The organism is Methanobacterium bryantii (assembly GCF_002287175.1).
Lineage (GTDB): Archaea > Methanobacteriota > Methanobacteria > Methanobacteriales > Methanobacteriaceae > Methanobacterium_D > Methanobacterium_D bryantii.
Map to the genome: position 1 here is coordinate 140,501 of NZ_LMVM01000039.1, position 24,537 is coordinate 165,037.

The 24,537-nt window shown below is 36.7% G+C and carries 25 protein-coding genes; 10 read left to right on the plus strand and 15 right to left on the minus strand.

Annotated elements, in window-relative coordinates:
* Positions 1–60: 60 nt before the first annotated feature.
* From wtpB to ASJ80_RS14805, 5 genes are all read left to right on the plus strand, one after another.
* Entirely contained in the window at positions 61–852 is a 792-nt protein-coding gene (gene wtpB / locus ASJ80_RS14785) for a tungstate ABC transporter permease WtpB (protein ID WP_069584496.1), read from the plus strand.
* Positions 839–1,885, plus strand: a complete 1,047-nt coding sequence (gene wtpC / locus ASJ80_RS14790) for a tungstate ABC transporter ATP-binding protein WtpC (RefSeq protein ID WP_069584497.1) — start codon at positions 839–841, stop codon at positions 1,883–1,885. Before wtpB ends, wtpC begins: the two co-directional genes overlap by 14 nt.
* A gap of 277 nt (positions 1,886–2,162) precedes the next feature.
* Positions 2,163–2,966 (plus strand): molybdate ABC transporter substrate-binding protein, encoded by an 804-nt coding sequence (gene modA, locus ASJ80_RS14795; RefSeq protein WP_069584498.1) that lies wholly within the window; start codon positions 2,163–2,165, stop codon positions 2,964–2,966.
* Positions 2,967–3,014: 48 nt separating this feature from the next.
* A complete protein-coding gene (locus tag ASJ80_RS14800) occupies positions 3,015–3,797 on the plus strand; it encodes an ABC transporter permease (RefSeq protein ID WP_069584499.1) in 783 nt (260 codons plus the stop codon).
* Positions 3,775–4,887, plus strand: a complete 1,113-nt coding sequence (locus ASJ80_RS14805) for an ATP-binding cassette domain-containing protein (protein ID WP_245837597.1) — start codon at positions 3,775–3,777, stop codon at positions 4,885–4,887. Before ASJ80_RS14800 ends, ASJ80_RS14805 begins: the two co-directional genes overlap by 23 nt.
* 24 nt (positions 4,888–4,911) lie before the next feature.
* Here ASJ80_RS14805 and ASJ80_RS14810 read toward each other — a convergent pair whose 3' ends face one another.
* From ASJ80_RS14810 to ASJ80_RS14850, 9 genes are all read right to left on the minus strand, one after another.
* The gene (locus ASJ80_RS14810; RefSeq protein WP_048081397.1) at positions 4,912–5,220 is read right to left on the minus strand and encodes a DUF2097 domain-containing protein; all 309 of its coding nucleotides are present in this window, start codon (positions 5,218–5,220) and stop codon (positions 4,912–4,914) included.
* A 50-nt stretch (positions 5,221–5,270) separates the two neighbouring features.
* The gene (locus ASJ80_RS14815) at positions 5,271–5,570 is read right to left on the minus strand and encodes a DUF2097 domain-containing protein (RefSeq protein WP_069584523.1); all 300 of its coding nucleotides are present in this window, start codon (positions 5,568–5,570) and stop codon (positions 5,271–5,273) included.
* Between the two features lie 195 nt (positions 5,571–5,765).
* The gene (locus ASJ80_RS14820; RefSeq protein WP_069584500.1) at positions 5,766–6,584 is read right to left on the minus strand and encodes a formylmethanofuran dehydrogenase subunit C; all 819 of its coding nucleotides are present in this window, start codon (positions 6,582–6,584) and stop codon (positions 5,766–5,768) included.
* A gap of 3 nt (positions 6,585–6,587) precedes the next feature.
* Entirely contained in the window at positions 6,588–8,300 is a 1,713-nt protein-coding gene (locus ASJ80_RS14825) for a formylmethanofuran dehydrogenase subunit A (protein ID WP_069584501.1), read from the minus strand.
* An 8-nt stretch (positions 8,301–8,308) separates the two neighbouring features.
* Positions 8,309–9,685, minus strand: a complete 1,377-nt coding sequence (locus ASJ80_RS14830; RefSeq protein WP_069584502.1) for a formylmethanofuran dehydrogenase subunit B — start codon at positions 9,683–9,685, stop codon at positions 8,309–8,311.
* A 13-nt stretch (positions 9,686–9,698) separates the two neighbouring features.
* The gene (locus ASJ80_RS14835) at positions 9,699–10,235 is read right to left on the minus strand and encodes a molybdopterin dinucleotide binding domain-containing protein (RefSeq protein WP_083241017.1); all 537 of its coding nucleotides are present in this window, start codon (positions 10,233–10,235) and stop codon (positions 9,699–9,701) included.
* Between the two features lie 10 nt (positions 10,236–10,245).
* A complete protein-coding gene (locus ASJ80_RS14840) occupies positions 10,246–10,476 on the minus strand; it encodes a 4Fe-4S binding protein (RefSeq protein WP_048081391.1) in 231 nt (76 codons plus the stop codon).
* Between the two features lie 18 nt (positions 10,477–10,494).
* On the minus strand, positions 10,495–11,535 hold the full coding sequence (gene fwdF / locus ASJ80_RS14845) for a tungsten-dependent formylmethanofuran dehydrogenase subunit FwdF (RefSeq protein ID WP_069584504.1): 1,041 nt from the start codon (positions 11,533–11,535) through the stop codon (positions 10,495–10,497).
* A 123-nt stretch (positions 11,536–11,658) separates the two neighbouring features.
* Positions 11,659–12,138 (minus strand): 4Fe-4S binding protein, encoded by a 480-nt coding sequence (locus ASJ80_RS14850; protein WP_069584505.1) that lies wholly within the window; start codon positions 12,136–12,138, stop codon positions 11,659–11,661.
* Between the two features lie 359 nt (positions 12,139–12,497).
* Here ASJ80_RS14850 and ASJ80_RS14855 point away from each other — a divergent pair, with 359 nt between their 5' ends.
* A complete protein-coding gene (locus ASJ80_RS14855; RefSeq protein ID WP_069584506.1) occupies positions 12,498–13,715 on the plus strand; it encodes a molybdopterin molybdotransferase MoeA in 1,218 nt (405 codons plus the stop codon).
* A 20-nt stretch (positions 13,716–13,735) separates the two neighbouring features.
* Here ASJ80_RS14855 and ASJ80_RS14860 read toward each other — a convergent pair whose 3' ends face one another.
* The gene (locus tag ASJ80_RS14860) at positions 13,736–14,221 is read right to left on the minus strand and encodes a tetratricopeptide repeat protein (RefSeq protein ID WP_069584507.1); all 486 of its coding nucleotides are present in this window, start codon (positions 14,219–14,221) and stop codon (positions 13,736–13,738) included.
* A 90-nt stretch (positions 14,222–14,311) separates the two neighbouring features.
* On the minus strand, positions 14,312–16,990 hold the full coding sequence (gene fdhF, locus ASJ80_RS14865) for a formate dehydrogenase subunit alpha (RefSeq protein ID WP_069584524.1): 2,679 nt from the start codon (positions 16,988–16,990) through the stop codon (positions 14,312–14,314).
* A gap of 278 nt (positions 16,991–17,268) precedes the next feature.
* Between fdhF and mobB the strand changes: the two genes are divergently transcribed.
* On the plus strand, positions 17,269–17,973 hold the full coding sequence (gene mobB, locus ASJ80_RS14870) for a molybdopterin-guanine dinucleotide biosynthesis protein B (RefSeq protein WP_069584508.1): 705 nt from the start codon (positions 17,269–17,271) through the stop codon (positions 17,971–17,973).
* A gap of 79 nt (positions 17,974–18,052) precedes the next feature.
* On the opposite strand, the gene ASJ80_RS14875 is transcribed toward mobB, so the two are convergent.
* Positions 18,053–19,936 (minus strand): NADH-quinone oxidoreductase subunit NuoF, encoded by a 1,884-nt coding sequence (locus ASJ80_RS14875; protein WP_083241018.1) that lies wholly within the window; start codon positions 19,934–19,936, stop codon positions 18,053–18,055.
* A gap of 33 nt (positions 19,937–19,969) precedes the next feature.
* Positions 19,970–20,431: an NADH-quinone oxidoreductase subunit NuoE gene (gene nuoE / locus ASJ80_RS14880; RefSeq protein WP_069584509.1), complete on the minus strand. Its 462-nt coding sequence runs from the start codon at positions 20,429–20,431 to the stop codon at positions 19,970–19,972.
* Between the two features lie 258 nt (positions 20,432–20,689).
* On the opposite strand from nuoE, the gene ASJ80_RS14885 reads away from it, so the two are divergent.
* Both ASJ80_RS14885 and fdhD read left to right on the plus strand, forming a co-directional pair.
* Positions 20,690–21,010: a carboxymuconolactone decarboxylase family protein gene (locus ASJ80_RS14885; protein ID WP_069584510.1), complete on the plus strand. Its 321-nt coding sequence runs from the start codon at positions 20,690–20,692 to the stop codon at positions 21,008–21,010.
* Positions 21,011–21,124: 114 nt separating this feature from the next.
* The gene (gene fdhD / locus ASJ80_RS14890) at positions 21,125–21,883 is read left to right on the plus strand and encodes a formate dehydrogenase accessory sulfurtransferase FdhD (protein ID WP_069584511.1); all 759 of its coding nucleotides are present in this window, start codon (positions 21,125–21,127) and stop codon (positions 21,881–21,883) included.
* Positions 21,884–21,896: 13 nt separating this feature from the next.
* On the opposite strand, the gene ASJ80_RS14895 is transcribed toward fdhD, so the two are convergent.
* Positions 21,897–22,634, minus strand: coding sequence for a SagB/ThcOx family dehydrogenase (locus ASJ80_RS14895; protein WP_069584512.1), 738 nt, complete (start codon positions 22,632–22,634; stop codon positions 21,897–21,899).
* 298 nt (positions 22,635–22,932) lie between these two features.
* Positions 22,933–23,517 (minus strand): 6-phospho-3-hexuloisomerase, encoded by a 585-nt coding sequence (gene hxlB / locus ASJ80_RS14900; RefSeq protein ID WP_069584526.1) that lies wholly within the window; start codon positions 23,515–23,517, stop codon positions 22,933–22,935.
* Positions 23,518–23,656: 139 nt separating this feature from the next.
* Here hxlB and ASJ80_RS14905 point away from each other — a divergent pair, with 139 nt between their 5' ends.
* Entirely contained in the window at positions 23,657–24,523 is an 867-nt protein-coding gene (locus ASJ80_RS14905) for a helix-turn-helix domain-containing protein (RefSeq protein ID WP_069584513.1), read from the plus strand.
* Positions 24,524–24,537 lie beyond the last annotated feature (14 nt).

Consider the following 24,537-nt stretch of genomic DNA (forward strand, 5'->3'; position numbering starts at 1 on the left):
GATATAAATAGTAGTAAAAACTAAAAATTATAAAACGATACTTATTTTAAAGTTGATAGTATGAGAAAACTAGATTATACAACCATTTTCTTCGCATTTATGGGATCTTTCCTGATCCTGTTCATTTTCATTCCCATACTCAATTTGATGGTGTCCTCAGATCCCAGTTCTATCTGGAGGAATCTTCAGGACACAGAAGTAATTAAATCTATATTTGTCAGTGTGTATTCAGCACTTGCAGCAACAGTTATAGCCCTCCTGTTTGGAGTACCACTTGCATATATCCTTGCAAGACACGATTTCTTCGGAAAAGGACTTGTAGAGTCAATAATTGATATTCCAGTTGTAATACCTCATACGGTAAGTGGTATTGCACTTTTGCTTGTTTTTACATCAGGAGGCATACTTGGAGCACCGTTCAGCAAATTTGGCATCATCTTTACAGATGCACTCCCAGGTGTTGTTATTGCAATGCTTTTTGTAAGTTCTTCTTTCGTTGTAAACTCTGCAAGGGAAGGGTTTGAAAGTATTGACCCCCGTATGGAAAAGGTAGCCCGTACGCTTGGTTCAGGGCCTCTTCGAACATTTTTTGTTATAACTCTACCTCTCGCTTTAAGGAGCATCGCAGTTGGTTCCATAATGTGCTGGGCCAGGGCAATAAGTGAATTTGGAGCCATTATAATCATAGCTTACTACCCACTGGCAGCGCCAACGCTTATTTACCAAAGATTCGTGAACTTTGGGTTATCAGAGTCAACTCCAGTGGCTGTTATCCTTATATCACTGTGTCTAATACTGTTTATATTAGTTAGAATTCTTATAAAAGGATGGAGAACCTATGATAAGAATTGAAAACCTTTCACATGATTGGAAAGAATTTAAAATAAATAACATTAACCTGCAGGTCAAAGACAGCGAGTACTTCATTATTTTAGGCCCAAGCGGATCTGGTAAGACCATGCTTCTAGAATTAATTGCAGGGATGTGGCCCCTTGATTCGGGTAAAATTTACATGGACAACAAGGATATTACAACGCTTCCCCCAGAAAAAAGAGGAATCGGCTTTGTTTACCAGAACTACATGCTTTTTCCACACAAAACCGTGTTTGAGAACATTGCATTTGGGTTGAAGGTGAGAAAAGTCCGGGACGAAGAAATAAAAACCAGTGTCGAGGAGATGATGGACCTCCTTAAAATTTCTCACCTTGCAGACCGCCTGCCAAGAACTTTAAGCGGAGGAGAACAGCAGCGAACAGCTTTAGCCCGTGCCTTAATCATTTATCCCAAAATCTTACTTATGGATGAGCCATTAAGTGCACTGGACAGGAAAACTAGAGATGAATTAATGCAGGAATTAAAGGAGATACATAGAAAATTCGATGTGACCCTTGTTCATGTCACCCATAATTTCGATGAAGCACTTATGCTTGCTGATCGAATAGCAATCATGCGGAACGGTGAAATTTCCCAGGTTGGTACCTCAACTGAAATTTTCAGGCACCCTGCAGACAAATTCGTGGCCGATTTTGTAGGGGCAGAAAATATAATCGAAGGTACCGCTAAAAAAGACGGAGAAAGACTCACTATAATAAATACTGGAAATATATCAATATATTCCACTGAACAGAAACAAGGGCATGTTCACATAACTGTAAGGCCTGAAGATATTATACTATCTACACAAAAAGTTGAAACCAGTGCTAGAAACGTTTTTAAAGGGCCAATTATAGGAATAGTAGATACTGGAGCATTAATAAAGTTAACTATTGATGTAGGCGAACCGCTGGTTGTATTTTTAACCCGGCAGTCATTTTTAGATATGGAGTTAAATATAGGAAAATCAGTCTGGACCTATTTCAAAGCCACAGCAGTACACGTTTTTTAATTAATTATTCTTTTTTTATACTTATTTAAACTATAATAGCACAGAAGACCTGCTTTAAAACAAATCTGTTTTTTTTCAGTTCATTTTAGTTGTTATAATTTGAATAGCACTTTTCATCACTTGGATATAACAACCTCATATTCCTTTAAATTTGTTAGGGAAGCCTATATTTATATTTTTAGAGAAAATATTCATAACGATACGTTTATATATACATTTCTATAAAGTTCACATTAAGTCTTATCAGTTTTTAGGACGTATTAATAGGAGGCGAATTATGGATACAAAAAACATCGCAATTATTGCAGTCATAGCCGTTGTAATTATAGTTGCAGGCATATATGCAAGCGGCGTCTTAACAGGCGGGAACAGTGCAAGCGGAAATATCACTGTTTTAGCTGGCGCAGGCACTATGAAAGCTATGAACGAATTAAAAACGAATTTTGAAAAAGAACATCCGGGTACAACAGTTAATATACAATACGGCAACAGTGGAGAGCTTTTTGCAACATTAAGCTCCCAAAAAAGTGCAGACATGGTAGTTCCAGGAGACCTGACATTTATGGACAATGCTAAAAGTAAAGGTTACATCGATAACAGTACCGTTAAACCGATAGTATACCACATACCAGTCATAGCAGTCCAGAAAGGAAACCCTAAAAATATAACTTCTGTAAAAGACCTGGGTAAATCTGGAATTAAAGTTGCTTTAGGAGATACCAACGGTACCGCTGTCGGTAAACAGAGTATAAAAATACTCAATAAAACAGGCGACTTAGTTGCAGTTAAAAGTAATGTTGTTGTCTATGCACCTACTGTAAACCAGCTCTTAACCTACCTCACATCAGGCCAGGTTGATGCAGCTATAGTAACAGAAGATATAGCAAATGCAAGTGCTTCTGAAGGTAAAATCGAAATAATACAGATTCCAGAGGACCAGAATTCCATTGCTACCATTGGTGTTGGTTTAACCACTTTCACTAAAAATAAGGACCTTGCTATGCAGTTTGAAGACTACATAACCTCCTCTAATGGTCTGGCAGTATGGGAGAAAAACGGATTTAAACCTGTAGATCAATAAATAGAGGACATCAAGCTTTATAAACCAGTAAAACGATACAGTGATTACATGAAAAGCAAGCTTGAGATAACCTTTATTTCCATTTCTTTTATTTTTACTGCACTTTTATTCATAATTATAGGCAGCCTTTTTTTTATGCCATCATTACAAGGATTCATTCAGTCTCTTTTTTCAGAAGAAATGGCAACTGCATTTAAACTAACCTTATCTACATCCGTAATAGCAGCGTTAAGCGTGATATTAATAGCTGTGCCCACTGCTTATTCACTGTCCAGATATAAGTTTCCACTTAAAAATATAGTGAAAAGTATTTTAGACCTTCCCATGGCATTTCCAGAAATTATTTTAGGTATAGCACTGCTGATGCTCTTTGGAAACAATTTATTTGGAAATTTCCTGCAGAACCTTGGTATAAATATCGTTTTCACCACAACAGGGATAATCATAGCCCAATTCTTTGTTGCATTTCCCTATGCTGTAAGAATAATTTACTCTACATTTAACTACATCAACCCCCGATATGAACTGGTTTCCAGAAGTTTAGGGTACGGAGAATTCGAAACCTTTAAAAATATAACCCTTCCCCTTGCTAAAAGTGGAATATTCGCAGCATTAGTTGTTACAATTGCCCGATGCATAGGAACATTTGCCGCGGTCCTCCTGGTAGGCGGTGGAACGTACCTGAGAACTGAAACATTACCAATTGCTATTTACTACAATTTATCACTTGGAAATATAGATATGGCCATAACAGCAAGCATAATACTTATATTAATATCATTTGCAGCCATATTCGTGCTGGAAAAATATGCAAACGAAAATACAGGATGATCCAATGTTTTTAGAAGTTCAAAATTTGAGTGTTGATCTCGGAGAATTTTACCTTGACAATGTGAATTTAAGTCTGGATAAAAACAGTTACATGGTGATTATCGGCCCAACTGGTTCAGGCAAATCTGTCCTCTTAGAAACAATTGCCGGATTTTACAGGGCAGAAGAAGGAAAAATATTCCTCGAAGGAAAAGAAATAACAGAGTTAAATCCTGAAAACCGTGGGATAAGTATAGTTTATCAGGATTATGTACTTTTTCCCCATATGAACATCTTTGAAAATATATCCTATGGATTAAAGAAAAAAACAAATGATAAAGAAATAATAAAATCTAAAGTTTTAAAGATGGCTAAACTCCTTAAAATTGATCATCTTTTACATAGGAATCCTGATACCTTAAGCGGCGGCGAAAAACAGAGAACTGCCATTGCAAGATCCCTTATTATCGAACCACGAGTACTGCTTATGGATGAGCCATTCAGCGCCGTTGATGTAAGTACCCATGCCTACCTTACGAAGCTAATTAAAAATGTAATAGCAGACTATGGAACCACATGTATCCATGTAACTCATAACTTTAATGATGTCTGGAACTTAGCTGATAAGGTGGCAGTTATGAAAGAAGGTAAAATTCTTCAACAGGATATACCCACAGAAGTATTTTCAAAACCTTCCCACAATTTTGTTGCAGACTTCGTAGGTATACACAATATTTTTGAAGGCAAAATCATCGAAAAAGAAGGGTCTCTAACTAAAATAAAGTTAGATTCAGATTTAATTATATACAGTTCAGATTCATCTGAAGATTCAGGTAAAATTTTGGTAGGTATAAGACCAGAAAATGTTATTTTTTCAAATGAAACCTTTGTTTCTTCTGTTCAAAATCAGATTAAGGGAGTTGTAAACGAAATTGTAAAAGTTGGCCCTATAGTCTGGATAGAAGTTAAAATAGGGGAAATTAACTTTAAAGGGATTTTAACCCCAAATTCATGTGAAAAATTAAAGATTAAGAAAGGGAAAAACATCTATTTAAGTTTTAAATCTGTTAATGTCAAAATAATTGATAAAAAGGAGTTCTATACTCCATAATTAATTTAATTATTAAAGTGCTAATTAATCGCCGCATCTGTCAATAACAATTACAGTTACATTCTCCTGGCCTTTAGGAGTATGTCTAATTTCAATTAAGTCATCTTTTACTTCTTCCAGGTCTATTTCAATGGTTGAATTTAATGTGTCACCCTGTACTTGAACCATTACACTGCAGGTTTCCCTGTCTTTTAAACACTCAGTTTCAACGTTTATAACTTCTCCAGGAGTATAAACTCTATTATAAGATAATTCTATGTTGTCATAGGTTTTTACATTATTTTTTATGTATTCAATAGCAGCGTCACAATCCATTGTTATCTCTTTTTCCATAAAAATCACCTCTTACTAAGGCCAATATTCATTAAAATATGTGTGTACTCTTATTTTAAAGTTTCTTCAATAACAATTATAACAAGTTCATCGTCGGTTTTGGTATGTCGAATTTCCAAAATATCATCTTTAATCTGTGTTAAATCAAGATGGACTGTATCATTTAATAATTCGCCCATTAATTGGAGGGTGAGGTTTAAGCTTTCATCTTCTTCATCTTCTTCTATATCCAGAACTTCTCCCGGTACATACACCATATTATACGAAATTTCCAGAATATCATACTGTTTGACTTCATTTTTGACGTAGTCTACAACGTCATTGGCACTCAATATTATTTCAGTTTCCATGATTATCACTTGATCTTTCTGTAAAATAAAAGTTTCTAAAAGTTTTAATTTTAAAAAGTAGTCATATATTTTCAAAAAAAAGAAAAAAACGACCAGCAAAAATTAAAAATTTTCACCGGTCCCTCGAAAATGAGTTTTCAGGGCCCTTGAAAACTCTTGAAATTATAAATTTCAAATTACTTTCGAGTAGTCGAACTAGAGTTTATCCCTGTTCTTTTCAGCATTTAGCCATAATCGGCCTTTTCCGTTTAAAGCGATGTCACCGATGTATTTTATGTATTTCCCAGATAAAACTTCTCCTTCAATTTCAGGATCGTCGTATATACCTTCCTGGGTAAATCCTTCCAGTAAACGACCGAGTTCTCCGTTAACAACGATGTCACCGTTTTTCATCTGTCCACCAGGCCATCTGGTTACATCACCATCAATCTGGATGTAACCTTTAGTCATGTGGATACCTGCGAGAATATCACAGTTTCCTTTAACGATTATTTTACCACCGGATAAACATTCACCGAGCTGTTTACCAGCGTTTCCGTGGAGGGTTATGGTTCCTCCACTCATTCCTCTCCAGTCACCAATATATGATGATCCACAGAATTCTCTGGTATTCCCTGTGATGGTGAGGGATCCTCCCCTCATTTCTCTACCGGCATAGCTGTCTGCATTTCCGTTAACTGTGATGGAACCTCCTTCCATCTCAGCTCCGCAGTGTAAATCCGCGTCTCCGTTAACTATGATTTCACCTGCACTCATTTTGCTACCGATGTATTTTACTCTGCCACAATCTCCGTTTATGACCATTTTTACATCGTCAGCACTTTCAGCATCTCCTTCCACTTCTATAGTGAAGTAGTCTGTGAGTGGGAATCTTGAGTTTCCAATTGGCACCATATACTTTTCAAAGTCTGCTTTTTCCCAAGTGTATACTTCATCTGGAATTATTTCATCGAATTCCAGTGCTATTGGGGAAGTCTTTATTTGATCTAAAGTTATTGTTTTCAAGCTTAACACCCCTTATTTACTTGCTTGATTAATTGTTGTTTCAATTGGGTTAGGTAAATATTTGTCATATACCTGATAGTTTTCAAATTTAATTGAATAATATCTGGTAAAGTCAGGCATTACCCTTTCCATTACTGATTTTTCTTCTTCTTCTAATCCTTTTACGTTGGTCCATAAAGTCTGGCTTGGTTTGATACTTACAACTTCACCATCTTTGACTAAGATTTGACCATCTTTAATTGTGTACATTGCAGCACCGAATGCTTTTTCTATTGCTGCAGGGTCTTTAGATGGGTCTATGTCAAATGGATTAATATCGTATACAGCTATGTCTGCGTTGTAACCAGGTGTGAGTTCACCTCTGTCCTGATATCCGTAGATTTTAGCTGGTCCTGCCCTGGTGATGATTGCTATTTCATTGAAGTCGTATTCCCTGTCAATGGTTGCGAGTGCGGTTCTTCTGTGAGACCATGGGTGGACTTCTTTGTTGTCCATCATTTCATTTCTTCTTTCGCTGCTCATTAACCAGGAGATAATTCTTGGGTATCTTATGAATGGACCTGCGTTAGGGTGGTCAGTTGTTAAACAAACTTGCCATGGATCTTTGACTCCCATGAATAACTCTAATCCAACAGCCCACTGGAAAGCTGAAACTGGAGCTTTTGGTGAGTAAATACATGGTACAATACCAGATGCTGTTTCCAGCTCAATATCCTTGTTAGCCCATTTGAGACCATTCAGCTGGTGTAAATCAAATTCAAATGGAGCATCAGCTGTCATGGTTGTGGTTTCGTCAAGGGTTATCTGCCCAACGTCCATTGTTACATGTTTGTTTTTGTTTATGTAATCTGTAACATAATCTGCACCAGATTCAACATCTCTCCAGCTTGTACCCGCGTATGAGTGGAACTGAGCGTGAGTTATGTGGACAGTCTGGTTTCTGACAGGTGAGTTTTTCTCAACGTCTTTGACAATGTCTAAAGATCCTATAGTTGTTGGGTAGTTTCCTGGGTGTCCTAAGTTGTTAGGGTGTATGTGTATTGAATGTGGCAGTCCTAACTTTTCGTTAGCTTTTGCAAGCGCAGTTATTACTTCTCTGGAAGTTACGTCCCAGTATGGAGCAGGGTCGTCAATTCCATGTACGTTCATACCCCATCCCCATGCTTCACTTCCACATGGGTTAACTATTTTTACACCGTAACATTTGGTGAGTTTTAACCATGAAGAGATGAATGCTGCAAGTTCATCTATTTTACCTTCTTTAGCAAACTGCATTACAAACCAGTTGTTACCAAAGAGAGCGAGTGGAGTAATGTCTAAGTTAGGTATAGCCATTATTTCTTCGTGAGTGTGTTTAGCTTCTAGTGGAGGTACAGCTGCTTCTGTTACTGTTCCGTATCCCATTCTAGAGTATCTGTATCCAGTTGCAGGACAGCTTGGTATGGAAAATCCACTTTCTGATCTTGCTACACCTTTTTTACCAGTTACACCTTTTCTTGAATCTTCAGGTCTGTATAACCTACCTACAACAAGTTTTGGTCCTGCTACGTGAGCGTGAGGATCAATTCCTGCAGGCATTACAATTTTGTCAGTTACGTCAATTACTTTAGCATCAGAAGAGACGTTGTCAACGATTTTTCCATCCTTGAACATTACGTCTTTCTTTTCTCCTGCTATCTTGTTGGCAGGGTCGTAAACAATACCATTTTTAAGTATGTATTCCATGAAATCACCTATTTAGCTAAAGCTCCTTCTTCAGATTGTGAAGTTCCTTGCTCAGCTTTGATTTTTTTAACTCTTTCTAATAATTCTTTTACGATCCATTCGTCGTCTCTGCAAGTTTCAGGTTTGTCTATAGCTTTTTTCATGTAGATTGGAACACCGTCCATCCTATAACTGGTACCAGCAGCTTCCACACCTATGAATGATCCTGGAAGTACTACATCTGCTATTTCAGTTGATGGTCCCCAGTGGATATCTATCTGTATAACTGGAATTTCTGCAAGGTGTTTTACAGCTCCTCCAGGGTAGTGTGCTCCTGGATCTGCAGCTATTACCATGAATACATCACATTCTTTCCTTGTTAAGAGATCTATGGTGTTGGTTTCCCCGTTCATGTATCTCTGGTATCCTCTTGAGAAGTCGACACCGTATGGGAATCCAGTTTCATAAGACATGAAAATATTGAACCCGTTAACATTGAAGTGACCCCTCATAGGCATCAGTACCCATTTAGAGTATTTGTTTAAGTCAGCTATCATTTGAATAGCTATGTCAATGTTTCTCTGTTTGGATAAAGTATGTGTTAAACCTAAACCGAAGTAAAGTGTACCGAATTGAGCATTTTTCATTTTTTCGGCTAATTCATATATGTCTTCTTTAGGTATACCTGAGATTACATCTTTTTTGAGTTTTTTACCTTTTAAAACTGCTCTTATAGCGTTATAGAACTCGTAATCACCGTTTTGTTCAAACCCAATCCATACATCAGACATTTTAGCTGTGTCACTGTATTTAGGGTCCATTGTAACAACAGTTCTGTCGTATCTTCCCCTTGGCCTGAAGTATCCTCGTGGGAAAGTACTGTATCTAGCCATGTGTCTTGGGTGAGAGTTCATAGCATTACTTCCAGTGTAAACAACCATGTCTGCACGGTTTTTACCTTCTCCAAGGGTGAAAATAGGGTATCCTACATTCTGAACTGCCTGAATAGAAGGACCGTGGCAAATAGTTGCCTGGTTGTCTAAGACAGCTCCTACTAATTCACCAAGTTCGAGACCATAATGCATGGTTTCAATTGAAGTTTCACTCCAACCGTAGAATACAGGTCTTACAGCTCCAGCTATAAGTTCTGCAGCTTTATCTAAAGCAGCATCCCAGTCAACTTCTTCAAGTTCACCTTCTTCATTCCTTATCATTGGTACTAATAATCTCTGATCCATATCTTCCATAATCTTACTAGCACCTAGTCTGCAAGCATGTCTTACTGCAACAACATGCCCATCTTTAACTAAATAATCTAAATCGTCACAGTTACATCCGCAAAAAGCGCAAGTACAGTTTTCTACGATTTCATCGTAGTCTGTTATTGGTTCTTCGTAATTTGCCATTTATGTAACCTCCTTATAATTTCTTGTAGACCGGCATCTCTCCAAGTGAAGTAAGTTTGGCGATGCTTTCTTCATCCTTATTGCCGACGTATTTTTTGTAGGTTGCTCTCATAAGGTCAGCCATTAATAAAACGTCTTCTTCAGATTTTTCAACTGTACACATGATCCCTTTGTATGTAGGGTCACAGCAGCAGTAGGTCTCAGGGCTTGTTACTACATTTGCCCATGGTCCTTTTGGTATAAATATTGTGCCTTCATGAGGAGCATCCCTTGAGTGAGCAGCGAATACAATTACTTCTCCCCAGTCAGAAACTACTTTCACATGTTCCCAGTTAGCGACGCCTAATTTAGCCATGTCTTTAGGGTCCATGTATGCTACTCCAGCAACTTTTCTGTATTCATCTTTAAGGGTAGATCCTCTTTTTTTGCAAGCTCCTTGGTAAATGTCGGAACCTGTGTTAAGCATTACTTCTAATTTAGTTCGTTCTTTAGCAGTTGGTTCTTCAAATTTTACTACTTTAGGAACGGCTGGTTTTTCTACATAAGTCAAATTTAACACCTCATTCTAGCCAGATTGCATCTGTAGGACAGAATACTTGGCAGGTACCACATTTTGTACAGCTATCTTTACTGAATAATTTGATTACTCCATTTTCAACCATCATAATTACGTCTTCGGTCTTAGGACCGTGTCCACCTGAAACTTCAGGACTGATTGATGCATTTATTGGGCATGCGACTACACAAACACCGCATCCGAGACATTTGTCTTGGTTTACTTTAAGTTCCATTTGATCACCTGTATGATTTTAAGTTTTTAAAGATTCTAATCTTTGTTGCCATGATTTGGATTTAGTAGGTGTGTAATTAACTGCAGTTCTTTTTACGTTTATAGCTTTTGTAGGACATACATTTGCACATGCTCCACAGTATATACAGAACTGTTCTTTTTTATCGATTTTATCGCCGATTTCAGCTGGTTTGGATGGTTTGTGGAACTCTAATACATCACATGGGCATATATCTACACATGCTCCACATGCTTCACATTTTTCTTCGTCAAATTCCAGTTCACCTTCGAATGGCTTTTCAACAGCTACTGCTTCTTTTGGACAGACATCTTCACACCATCCGCATCTTACACATGATTCTTCATCAATGATTGCTTTACCAGTGATTTCAGCTGCTTCTGGGCTGATTTCGTATTCACCGTATGAACATGCTCTGCATGCTTCCATTATAGCATTTTCAGGACATGCACGTTTACATACGCCACAGTAAACACATTTTTCTTCATCTACTGATATTTCGAAGTCTTCAGGACCTTTTTGTTCAATGGTTATAGCATCTGCAGGGCACATTTCTTCACATACACCACAGTCTATACATTTTTCTTTGTTGATTTCAATTTCACCAGATACAAGTTTTGACCTGTCTGGGAGTACCCTTGCAACAGTTACTGCTTCCTGTGGACATGCTCTTTCACATGCTTTACAGTAAACACATGCATCATCACTTATTTCTGCAGAAGATATGAGACGTGGGTAAGTTTCTATTTCTTTTATTGGTTTACCGTCTATTGTGAGATCTAATGCATCTACAGGGCATGCAACATCACACATACCACAAAGTACACATTTATGTTCATCTATTGTTATTTTAGGCTCTTCAGCACCGGTCCTTACTATTGCACCAATGTCGCCGAGCTCTATTGCCTCTACTGGGCATATTTGTTCACAAATGCCGCAGCCAACACATGTTTCATTCTTGAATGACAGCTTTCTTTCTTCTTCAGCTGATCTTTCAATGTCGAAATTTTTGGCTTTGACTTCTTTTACATTTGCAGCCATTATTTTTCCTCCAAAATTTATGCTATCAAAAATTTTGCTGTTCAGAAAATCTACGATTTTCCTCAAACTCAAAATTTTTCCAAATTTTGGGGTTCAGAAAATCCAAATCAAGGCTCACAAAAACTACGTTTTTGAGGGATTTGGATTTTCTTCAACCTCCAAAACTATTTTAATTGAATTAGTAGGACATTTTTCTTCACACATAAGACATCCACAACATGACTCAGAGTCTATCTGTGCTTTGAGATTATCCAACGATATGGCATTCATCAAACATGTATCTACACAAAGCCCACAACCAATACATGAGTCCTTCACTTTTGCTCTGTATTTCTGGTTTAAACATGTCTTAACAATTGTTCTTGTTGTATCCATGTTTTCCAAAAGAGCACTTGTTAACTTCAGGAAGTCCTTTGGACAGAAACCTTTAATGAGTTCTGCTATCTCTATAGATCCCATAGATATATTTCTACCATTTAAATAATGAGAAAGTGTTGATCTGTCCATATCCAACATTTCTGATATCTCTCTCTGGCTGCGTCCCTCTCTAATGAGTTCTACTGCCGCTAAATATTTTAATCCTGAAGCAATGTGTTTTGGCATGATGGACACCTTGTGTATTGATTACACATCTTGTTTCTATAAATATATATATTTCGACTAGGTAAATATAGCAAGTTATATATACTGATGTGTACTTGACACACATCTTTACACTATAAAAATCACCCTCCATACGCATACTTTTTCAAAAAAACTGCATACAATTAAAGCCCTTAAAATCCTTTAATTTTAAATTTCACGCCAGATAAAGCTTTTTTCCATACCTGCATTTTGAACCCGTTTTATGGTCATCATGATTTTAAAATTTAACAAAAATAACAACCTATTTGCACCAGCTTTTTCAAGACATATTAAAGGTTAAAAAAATAATCAATAATGATATTTAACTGGTGTCTATTATGTACTCATCAAACTTAATTCCCGTAGAAAATGCACTGAAACTAATTGAAAGTGTAAAAATAACACTTAAAAAAGAAGATATACCTCTTGAAGAAGCAAATACAAGAGTTTTAGCTGAAAACATTGAAGTATTAATTGATGTTCCCCCATTTGACAGATCTGCAATGGACGGGTATGCTTTAATAGCAGAAGATACAGTAATGGCATCCAAATCTAATCCAATATATCTTGAAGTTATAGATGAAATTGGTGCTGGAAGCGTATCTAATCACACTTTAAGTCAAGGACATGCAATTAGAATAGCAACAGGAGCGCCTATGCCCCCAGGTTCAAACGCAGTTGTAATGGAAGAAGATATTGAACACCTGGATAACAAGATTAAAATAACTAAAAAAGTTGCTTTTAATAGAGATGTAGCGCTTAAAGGCGAAGATTTAAAAAAAGGAGAAATTATTTTAAAAGAGGGCCAAATTCTAGATCCTAATCACCTTTCTGTGATAGCCTCATCAGGTTACAGCAGGGTCAAAGTATTCAAAAAACCTGAAGTGGGAGTTATTATAACTGGAAATGAGCTTGTAGATCCAACCACAAATCTTGAGCCTGGGAAAATAGTGAATTCAAATAGATTTGCTTTGAAAGGACTGGTTGAAGATTCTCTTGCAGTACCCCACATTAAACACTGCAGAGATGATTTGGATACCATGGCAAATGAACTCCACGAATATGCCCAAAAATATGATGTAGTAATCACAACTGGAGGGACCGCAATCAGCAAGGGAGATGTTGTGGTAAGCGCAACTTCTAAACTTGGAGAAGTTCTGGTTCACGGGGTTGCCATCAAACCAGGGAAACCTGTTGGATTTGGTGTTGTAAATAATAAGCCTGTTTTCATGCTTTCAGGTTATCCAGTAGCTGCTGCAGTCCAGTTTGACATTTTTACAAGAAATTACATCCTAAAAATGCAGAATATATACAAAAAGTTCGATTTAATAGAATGCACTGCAGGTGATGATATAAGATCATCTAAAGGCAAGTGCAATATAATAAGGGCAAAACTTGAAGAGGACCGGGTTTACCCAATAAAAACAAAAGCAGGCATAAATAAATCAGCAGTGCTTTCAAACTGTTATATCTTCATTGATGAAGATACTAAAGATATAAAAAAAGGTGAAAAATGCAATATACTTAAATACAGCTCTTTAAAAGTTTTTGAGTGAATTTAAGTTATATTTTTACTTTATTCCTGATTTTTTGTAATCTGATCAAGAAGTTCATGAGCTTCCCCAAAATTCTCATCCTTTACAAGCAGGCCCCTAAGTATTTCAACCGCTTCATCATATTTTTTGAGATAATAAAAGCCGTTAGCCTGCAGGTATGAAGCATATTTATAGAAATCGTCGTCGTCTTTAGAGTAGGTGTAAAGGAAATTTTCAAGTGCAGTTACAGATTCATCATATTTTTTTAACATAAACAGAGTGTATCCTTTGTTATACCAAACCATCCTATCAAGTGGATTTATACGAATAACCTGTTCAAAACAGTCCAGTGCTTGTTCATATTTCTTAAGTTCTAGAAGGGCTATTCCTTTATTGTTCCATGCAGGAAAGAAATCTTCATCCAGATTAATTGCCTTATCAAAAAATTCGACTGCTCTTTGAACTTCACCCTGCCCTAAAAAGGACATCGCCTGTTTATGAAACACTTCAGCTTCTTTTTTACCCATTAAAATCAACCCCAAAAACTCTCTTATTATTCTATTATGATTACTTATTTCAACATCATATAAAAATGAAAAATTTAAATTATGATAAACTTACTCTTTTTCAACCTTCACCGCACAAACCTTAAATTCCGGCGTATTGGATATAGGGTCCATTGCAGGGCTTGTAAGAACATTTGTAGGCGTTTCGCCGAAGTGGAACGTCATGAAGACTACTCCTTTTGGAGACATATCAGTTACTTCTACCCTTGTTTTAACTTCACCCCTCCTTGAGGTCACCTTGACTATATCCCCATTCTCAAGTCCAAGTTCTTCCGCGTCTTCAGGGTTTATTTCTACTGGATCATCACCGTACAATTCAACAAGACCATCGGCGGCTCCAGTCATGGTAGTAGTATGATAATGGTAAATACTACGCCCTGTTGTAAGGAGTAATGGATATTCTTCATCAGGCAGCTCAGCCGGAGGTCTGTAGTGTAAAGGTATAAACTTCCCTTTGCCGCTTTCAGTTGCAAATTTTTCTACATGCAAAATTGGAGTTCCCTGGTCTTTTTCATCAATACACGGCCATTGTATGCCCTCTTCTTCAATACGGCTGTAGGCAATTCCACCAAATATTGGAGCAACTGAAGCAAGTTCATCTACAATTGATGAAGCGTCTTTAAATTCAAATCCTTCTGCACCCATCTTTTTAGCAATTTCACAGGTTATTTCCCAATCAGCTTTAGATTCACCTACTGGTTCTATTGCTTTTCGTACCCTCTGTATTCTTCGCTCTGCATTGGTAAATGTACCATCCTTTTCAGCATAAGATGCTGCAGGCAGTACCACATCAGCCATGCGTGCCGTTTCAGTCATGAAAATATCCTGAACTATTAAAAAGTCAAGATTTTCAAGGGATCTGATGATGCTTGAAGAGTCAGGCTCGCTTAAAACCGGATTTTCACCCATAATATAAAGTGCTTTAACTGTTCCAAGACTTGATGCACCTATAACAAAAGGCATTTTTAATCCCACAGACTTATCTAATTCACAACCCCACATTTCTTCAAATTTCTTATAAACTTCAGGGTCATCAACTTTCTGGTATCCCGGATATGAATCAGGTAAACATCCCATATCACAGGATCCCTGAACATTATTTTGTCCCCTAATCGGGTTTACTCCAGTGGAAGGTTTTCCGATGTTTCCTGTAAGAAGTGCCAGGTTACTGAGTGCAAATACATTGTCAGTTCCATGAGAATGCTCTGTTATACCTAACGAGTACAAAATAGATGCGGGTTTTGTTGACGCGTATAATTTTGCCGCTTCCCTTATTTTTTCTTTGTCAACTCCAGTTATTTCCTCAACTGATTCAAGATCAAATTCTTCAAGTGATTTTTTAAATTCATCGAAGTTTTCTGTGCGCTCATCGACAAAGGAAGAATTATACAAGCCTTCATCAATTATCACCCTCATCATACCCATAAGAAGAGCAACGTCAGTTCCAGGATTATGTTTTAAGAACACATCAGCATATTTTGAAAGCTGTATTTCCCTTGGATCTGCAACAATGAGCTTTTTACCCTTTTTAGCTGCCTCAATCATTCTCATACCTATAACTGGATATGACGCCGTTGCGTTGGTACCTATAATAAATAGACAATCCGCATCAGGTATTTCATCTATAGAATTACTCATTGCCCCGCTCCCCATACTTCGGGCAAGCCCTGCAACTGATGGTGCATGGCATGAACGTGCACAGTTATCCACATTATTTGTGCCCATTACAACACGTGTAAATTTCTGGAGAGCATAATTATCTTCATTTGTGCATCTTGCAGATGAAATCGCTGCAAAAGTATCTCCCTTATACTTTTCAAGGTTTTGAGCTATAAAATCAAGTGCTTCGTCCCAGTTTACTTCTTCAAATTCCCCGTTCTTTTTTATTAAAGGCAATGTTAGCCTATCTGGATGATCGATGAATTTATATCCAAATCGACCCTTAACACAGAGGTTACCTTTATTTACTTTATTATCTGGATCAGCCCTTACACCTGTAATTTCATTTCCCCGGACTCCAAGGTATATGTTACAACCAACACCACAGTAAGGACATGTGCTTTTAACTTCCCTTGAAGGTTTTGGGCTGTTTTTAGGAACCAGTGCACCCACAGGGCATCTTACAACACATTCACCACAGGATACACAGGCCGATTCCATTATAGGCCTATCTGCAAATGTTGTAATTTTTGTATTGCACCCTCTAAATCCAAAATCAACTGCATTTACACCCAGCATCTCGCTGCACGTTCTAACACATATTCCGCACAGTATACATTTCTTAAGATCCCTGTCAAAAAATGGATTGGATTCGTCCTTCTCAAGATCTATAGTCGAACACCTTAAACTTCCCAGATCATCCCTTTGAATGCCAAGATAAGAAGCTATCTCCTGCAGTTTGCATTCATTATTTTTAGCGCATGTAAGGCAGTCCATCTCATGGTTTGCAATTAAAAGTTCTGCAACAAGCCTCCTTACTTTATTTACTGCTTCACTTTCACTCTTTATATTCATTCCTTCCTGTGAAATTGTTTCACATGATGTAACCAATCTTCCATCATCATTTTCAACTAAGCACAATCTACAGGCCCCATATGGTTTTAATTGATGGCTGTAACATAAATTTGGAATATAAATACCGTTTTCAAGTGCCGCCTCAAGTATGGTGGTTCCTTCTTCCGTTTCTATATTAAATCCATCTATTGTAAATGTGATTTTATTTTTCTTCATGTTAATCATTGAAATCTGTAAATTATCAAAATTAGATTCTAAAATGAGTATCTATCCATTGTATACATACTCTTTTATCTCCAAAATATGGAAAATATCCGATATATGTAAGTTATTTAGAAATTATATATCATCATATTTATTTATATTGAAATTCCCAAAAATAAGGTACAACATATATTAAGCAAAATTAGTTTATGATAAGTTATTATAATTGAATACACTTTATTAATGATATATTACTCAAGGAGACATTGAATTATTCTATAGGTGTAATTATGAAAGTTATAGCTGTTTCTGGAACAAAGAATACTGGAAAAACAACACTCGTTACAAGAATCGTTGCTGAACTTACAAGCAGGGGCTTCAGCGTTGGAACCATTAAACACACCCACCACACTTTTGATCTTGAAGGTAAAGACACATGGAAACACAGGGAAGCCGGGGCTGAAATTGTAGTGGGCTCAGGTGATGAAACATTTTTAACTGTAAATAAAAACATGGACCTGGACCAGCTTTTAAGCATGGTAAAATTCATTAAAAACCTTGATTTTGTAGTTTTAGAAAGTTTTAAACGTTGCAACTATGCTAAAATAGCCACATCGGATATTGAAGATGAATTCATAATAACCCGCGTTAATGCTTTGGAAATGAATGAAGATGATGTAAAACCGATTGTAAATCTAATTGAAGAAAGAAGCTACGGCATTTTACAGAATTTAGATTGTAAGAAATGCGGCTTTGAAAACTGTACAGAATTTGCAAAAGCTGTTGTGAAAGGGGAAGTAAAACAGGGTACAGAATGTAAAACTGAATCTGATGAAATTTTACTCAGAGTAGATGACCGTATTATCCCAATGAACTTCTTTGTGCAGGATTTCGTTAAAAATGCAGTTATTGGTATGATAAAATCCCTTAAAACCGAAGAATTTGGAGTAGGTGAAGGCAAGAAGATTGAGTTGTTAATACGAGATAAAAATTAATTACTGATTTTTAATAATCTAAAAGTAAAAAATTTTAAATTTAAACTTAAAAAATAGCGTAAAAAGGATGTTTAAGCAGTTATTTACCTTCATCCATCTCTATTTTTGGTATGCATTCCATAGCGTCATACTTTCCAGAACACAGCTCGATGCATGTACCGCATTTTATACATTTTTCCTGGTCGATTACATGTGGTTGTTTTTTCTCACCGCTGATTGCATCTACAGGACATGATTTAAAGCATAATCTACAGCCGTTGCATTCTTCAGTTAGTATACGGTAAGCTATGAATTCTTTACATGCAAGGGCCGGGCAGAAATCATCATTGATGTGTGCATTGTATTCATTTTCAAAGTATTTCAGCGTTGTAAGCACTGGATTCGGTGTGTTTTGACCTAAACCGCACAGTGAACCCATTTTAATTCCTTCTGAAAGGTCTTTAAGCAGCTGTACATCTTCAGGTTTACCTTTTCCTTCAGTTATATCAGTCAGTACATCAAGCATCTGTTTTGCACCCAGTCTGCATGGTACACACTTACCGCAGGACTCCCTCTGAGAAAATTCAAGGAAGTAACGGGAAACCTCAACCATACAGGTGCTCTCGTCCATTATAACAAGCCCACCAGAACCCATTATCGCACCGGCCATTGTCATGGAGTCATAGTCTATTGGAGTGTCTAGGAAGTTCTCAGGAAGACATCCCCCAGAAGGGCCTCCAATTTGCACTGCTTTAAATTTTTTGCCGCCGGGGATACCTCCACCTATGTCGAAAATTACTTCTCTTAAGGTTGTTCCAAGAGGCACCTCAATTAAGCCAGGCCTTTCAATTTCACCCACTAAAGAGAATGTTTTGGTCCCTTTACTTGAGTCTGTCCCAAATTCTGCGAATTTATCAGGGTTTTTCTGCATTATAAGCGCTACGCTTGCAAGGGTTTCCACATTGTTTATAACGGTTGGTTTACCAAATAAGCCAGAAGTTGTTGGGAATGGAGGACGTGTACGTGGAGTTCCCCTTTTTCCTTCAACTGATGCGATTAGTGCAGTTTCTTCACCACATACAAATGCACCGGCACCCTCTTTTATTTCTATATCAAAATTAAATCCAGAGCCGCAGATATTCTCCCCTAAAAATCCATATTCTCGCATCTGTTTTATGGCGTGTTTTAAATGATCAAGTGCAAGAGGATATTCAGCCCTGCAGTATATATACGCCTTTTTCGCGCCGATGACATATCCTGCTATGAGTATTCCTTCCAAAACTGAATGAGGATCACTTTCAAGAAGAGACCTGTTCATGAACGCCCCTGGATCTCCTTCATCAGCGTTGCATATTAAATACCTGGTTTCCCCGCCGGAATCACGGCAGAACTGCCATTTCATCCATGTAGGGAATCCTGCTCCGCCCCTTCCCCTAAGTCCTGATTCTTTTATTTTTTCTATAACTTCCTCTGGTGCCATTTCAATAGCATCCATAAATCCACTGTACCCATCATTTGCAATGTAGTGGTTGATATTCTTTGGATCTATAATGCCGCAGTTACGTAAAATCCGCCTTACTTGCGGTTTTAACACTTCAGTATCAAAAAATAAAGGTATGCCCTCAATTTTTCCTTCTCCAATAGTTCCAAGGGCATATTCAGGCAAAGGATCGTCTTCTACAATATAAGATCTGATAATTTCTTTTGCTGTCTTCTTTGTTACATTTCCATAGAAAATTCCCGGCTTTCCCTGCTTAAAAATCGTTATTATTGGTTCTGCATAGCATAACCCAATACAGCCCACTTCAATGATCTCTGCATTTGCGTTATTTTTCTCCAATTCATCTTGAATTACAGATTTTACAAGAGCTGCACCTGCCGATCTTCCACATGTGGCAGAACCTATGAGTATTAACGGATTTTCGCTTTTATAAAGCGATTTATATTCCTTTTTTGCAGTTTTAACTATTTTATCGAAATTCATTGATTTCCCTTTTTAAAGTTTTGATCTAATTACTTACTTTTTCTTTATTTTTTTCCTTTTAAAAAGCCTTTTAATATTTTTTAAAGATATATGAGACTCAACTTCATCATTGACCATGGCACATGGCGCTAAAGCACAGCAACCCAGGCATCCCACAGATTCAAGAGAATACTCTAAATCAATGGTCACTTCTCCTTCTTTGATACCTAAATGTCTTTCAATTCCAGCCACTATTTGAGGTGCACCCTGTACGTGGCATGCAGTCCCTGTACAAACCATTATATGTTTTTTACCCACAGGAGTAAATCTAAACTGAGAATAAAACGTTGCAACTCCATATATTTCGCTTTCAGGCATCTTCAAAAAGTTTGAAAGCTCTATTATTATATCTTCAGGCAAGTATCCATAATTAGACTGGATATCCTGTAAAATAGGAATTAATTCTGATTTTTCGCCCCCATAACTTGATAAAATTTCGTTTAATTTGTCTTCCATTCTTTTCCACCGGTTTACTAATTATATCTTAAATGTACTGGTTAAATTTGACTTATCAGTTGGACTGATTGAATCTTTTAAAAAGAGTAATGATATAAAAATATACATTTTTTCTATTTATAGTTATTTCACCCCAATCATTTGAAGTTTTTTGAAAAATTTTTAGGAACTGTAAATTGAAACTATAATCAGTAATAAATATATCAAATTAAAATCATATTATAAACAGGTAAATAAAAAGAAACTGGGATGATAACCATGGCAGATGAACTTCCAGATCATTATGTAAGTATAAGAGAAAGATATAAAGAATTTGGGAATGCATTAAGCGATTTAGGTAGAATAACAGATCAATCCGGCCCTATAGATCATAAACATTCACATTTAATTCAGCTTGCAGCATCAGCCGCCATAAGATCAGAAGGTGCCGTACACAGCCACGCAAGAAGAGCTCTTGAACTTGGAGCCTCTCCTGAAGAGTTATATCATGCGTTAATTATTGTCACAAGTACTATAGGATTCCCAAATGTAGCTGCAGCCATCTCATGGGTAGATGACGTTGTAACGGATAAAAAATAAATAAGTAACTCTCTTTTTAAACATTAATTTATTAATTTTTTTATTTTTACGTCAGTTTTAATAATCAGTGAACTAATTAAATATAGACAGACTTTTTGACTACGAGGTAATTCCATGGCAGAAATGTTTAAAAAAGTAAATGCTACACGTGTTGATAACAGAATCTCTCAGGTAGAGGAAAAAATTGTTAATGACGAGCAAATCAAAATTATCATAAATGAGACAGTCACTAGAAGTTTCTCCATAAGCCCTAACTCTTTAAAAGAGTTTGCAGTAGGATACTTACTTGGAGAAGGATTAGCTGTATCTGTAGACAATATAACCAAAATAAAAGTGGAAGATTATACCATCAACGTAACTGTTGACCTCGCTGATTTTGATATCCGAAAAGAATTGATCGTTGGCTCTGACTGCTTTGGAGGGTGGAGAACCAAAATTGATTATATAAATGAAGTAGATTCAGATTATACCATTTCTAAAGAAGACATATTTGAAGGATTTAAAAAATTAAAAGAAGAAGCCCATGTATGGCAGGAAACCGGCGGTACTCACATAGCAGGTCTTGTAAATAAAGATACTGATGAATTTATAGGTATAGAAGATGTAAGCCGCCACGTTGCAGTGGATAAAGTTATAGGTGCAAGTGCACTTAAAAAAATAGATTTTTCAAGGAGTTTCCTCGTATACAGTGGGCGAATGCCTGCAGACATGTTAATAAAGGTTTCAAGGACCGGAATTCCGATTTTAACTTCTAATGCAGCTCCTACTTCTTCGGGTTATTCCGTTGCCCAAAAAGCAGGGATAACATTAGCAGGATTTGTCAGGGGAGAGCGGTTTAACATATATACACATCCCTACAGGATTTTAATATAAAAATAGTATAACACTATGTGTTATACGCAGAATACCCTACTGGATAAATATATATCGTATTTTCATTGGCTGGAAGGCCGAGAACTGTATGGACCTGGTCATCTTTAAATGAACCTAAGGCTACTGTTACCAGACCTCTGGCTTCAGCTTCCAGATAAATATTTTCTCCAGCATGCCCTGCTTCTAAATTCACAAATCGAGTACAAAGTGTTTCATCTTTATATTTAGCCACCATTTTACTGTAATCTCCAGTAATTACGATATCTACTGGAGCTTCTTTTACCCATGCCTGTCCATTTGCAGCCTGAGACAAATCTGAACGAGCATCACTTTCTGATGTTTTCTCCAGTGTGTTGTTATAGGGATTATAATGATATATTCCTTCACTTAACCCGGTTACCCCATCTTTACCTACAATAATATACACTTCCAATGGATAGACCTGTCCGCCGGAGGGTACCGATCTTAAGTTGTTAGCTTTATCAGTGATTCCCTGCGCAGCCCACATAAGCTGTGAAACGTCTTGTAAAGTTATAGATTGGTTAGTATAATGCCTCACAGAACGCCTATTCTGTATAGCTTGCTCCACAGACACGTTACCCTCAAGTATGGGGTTTGGGAGGTTTATTGTACTGATAACTGTCCTCTGGCTGTTACTGGTTGTTGTAGGTTGAGGCCAGACTAGATAAGCAATTGTTACACCAAGTAAGATAATTAGAATAATTAGAATAATTTTTCCTTTTCTGGACATAAATAGTACTCTCCAACCATTTTACATATATAGTTTAATAATTACCTGAAATTAATCAGGGTTATATAAAAACAAAAAAGTCATTTAAAAAAATAAAATCATCAAAAACATATTGCAAATCAAAGATTTTTGGAGTGATCTGTTTAATTCCAAAAAATCACTCAAGAACATTATGCCTCCCCTTCAACCTTTTTAAAAAAAAGGCCGTCGAAAATCTATGATTTTCGGGCCCACAAAAATCGTAGATTTTTGTTGGGATTGATCAAAAACACACCGTAACTAACTCCTCTTAAAAAAATCACTCAAGAACAGTATGCCTCGCCTTCAAATCTTCTTCTGTTTTTCCCATTTTATGCATAAGCTCAGCTATGACACCTTCAAGGAATATAAAAGTTGATACTTCAAATAAAGTTCCAAGTGGAGACAGTGGCTGATGCCTTCCGTTTATCTGGCGTTTAATATAATCTTTTTCTGTGTCAATTTTAGTTCTTCCTTTAATTGGCATTATCAAATCAGAAAGACCCCCAAGGGTTGAGTCTTCATAAGATGTTACCGCAATTATTTTTGCCCCTCTTTTTTTACTTATTGTAGCAGTGCTTATAATAAAACTGGTCTCTCCTGACCCTGAAATTGCAAGTAAACAGTCATCAGCATATATAGCTGGAGTTATAGTTTCCCCGACCACATATACACTTATTCCAAGATGCATTAACCTCATAGCAAAGGCCCTTGCAACCAGTCCAGATCTTCCAAGACCTATTATAAAAACATTGTTTGCATTAATTAGCATGTCAAGCATTTCTTCAATGCGTTCACTGTCAATTTCTGATGATACACCCTTAATATTGTCCACTATTTCATCTATAGCCTCATTTAAAATCATTTTCTCACCGGTTGCAGAATCTATATTTCCATATTCTTTCTTAGTATATTTACCTATAAATATTGATTTGGTTATAATCCTTTTAATAATAGAAAGACTGAAATTACATCCATACTTTGACAACTAAACAGGGGTTAAAATGAAATACCATCCAAAGGTAAGCCTTATAATAGAAGGGCATACATTTAGTTATAAACTTTTTGAAGCGCTTGAACATGTATCCAGAACATATTCCCAACGAAAAGCTGCTCAAGAACTAAACATATCCCATGCAGTTCTCAATCGCCGTATTAAAGAAGCTGAAGAAAAACTTGGTTTTAAACTTCTCGCTGCAACTGGTGCAGGTTCTGAGCTGACCGGGAACGCGCAAAAAATCCTTCAAAAGTATAAAAAATATACAAATAGGCTTAAAAATCGTGAAAAAATCATTATTTGCGGAGGATATGCTTCTTCCAGACTTATGGAAACGTTATCATTAAAATATGGTTTAAATGCTGCAGTATACAGAACAAGTGATAAAAATGCAATTCATCTAGCTAACCTCGATATGGTGGATATTCTAACACTTGACGACCCCGTGCACGCATTTATCCAAAATTTAGACTTTGTACCAATTGCATATGACCACCTGGTTCTCGTATCCTGCGCAAGAACACATCATGACATCAAGGAGTTAAATGGGAAAAATTTTGTTGAAATTCTTGATTCACCCCAAAGGCTGGCATGGAATACACTGGACGATAATAAAATTCAGTATAAATTAGCGTGGGAATTTAAATTACCTTATGATGCCCTAAGATTTATCCAAAAAAATCCTGAATTTTACACATTTATAAACAGCAGCCTATGGGAAGGCTCAGATATTATAAAAAATGATACACGGCACATCATAAGTTGCGTTATATGTAATAAAGAAGATAAAAGAATAGATGACTTTTTAAATTTCATTTTAACTTTTAAGGGGCAGAGATTAGTTGAAAAGTGCGGATTTGAAAGTGTAAGATAATTGGTTTACAAGGT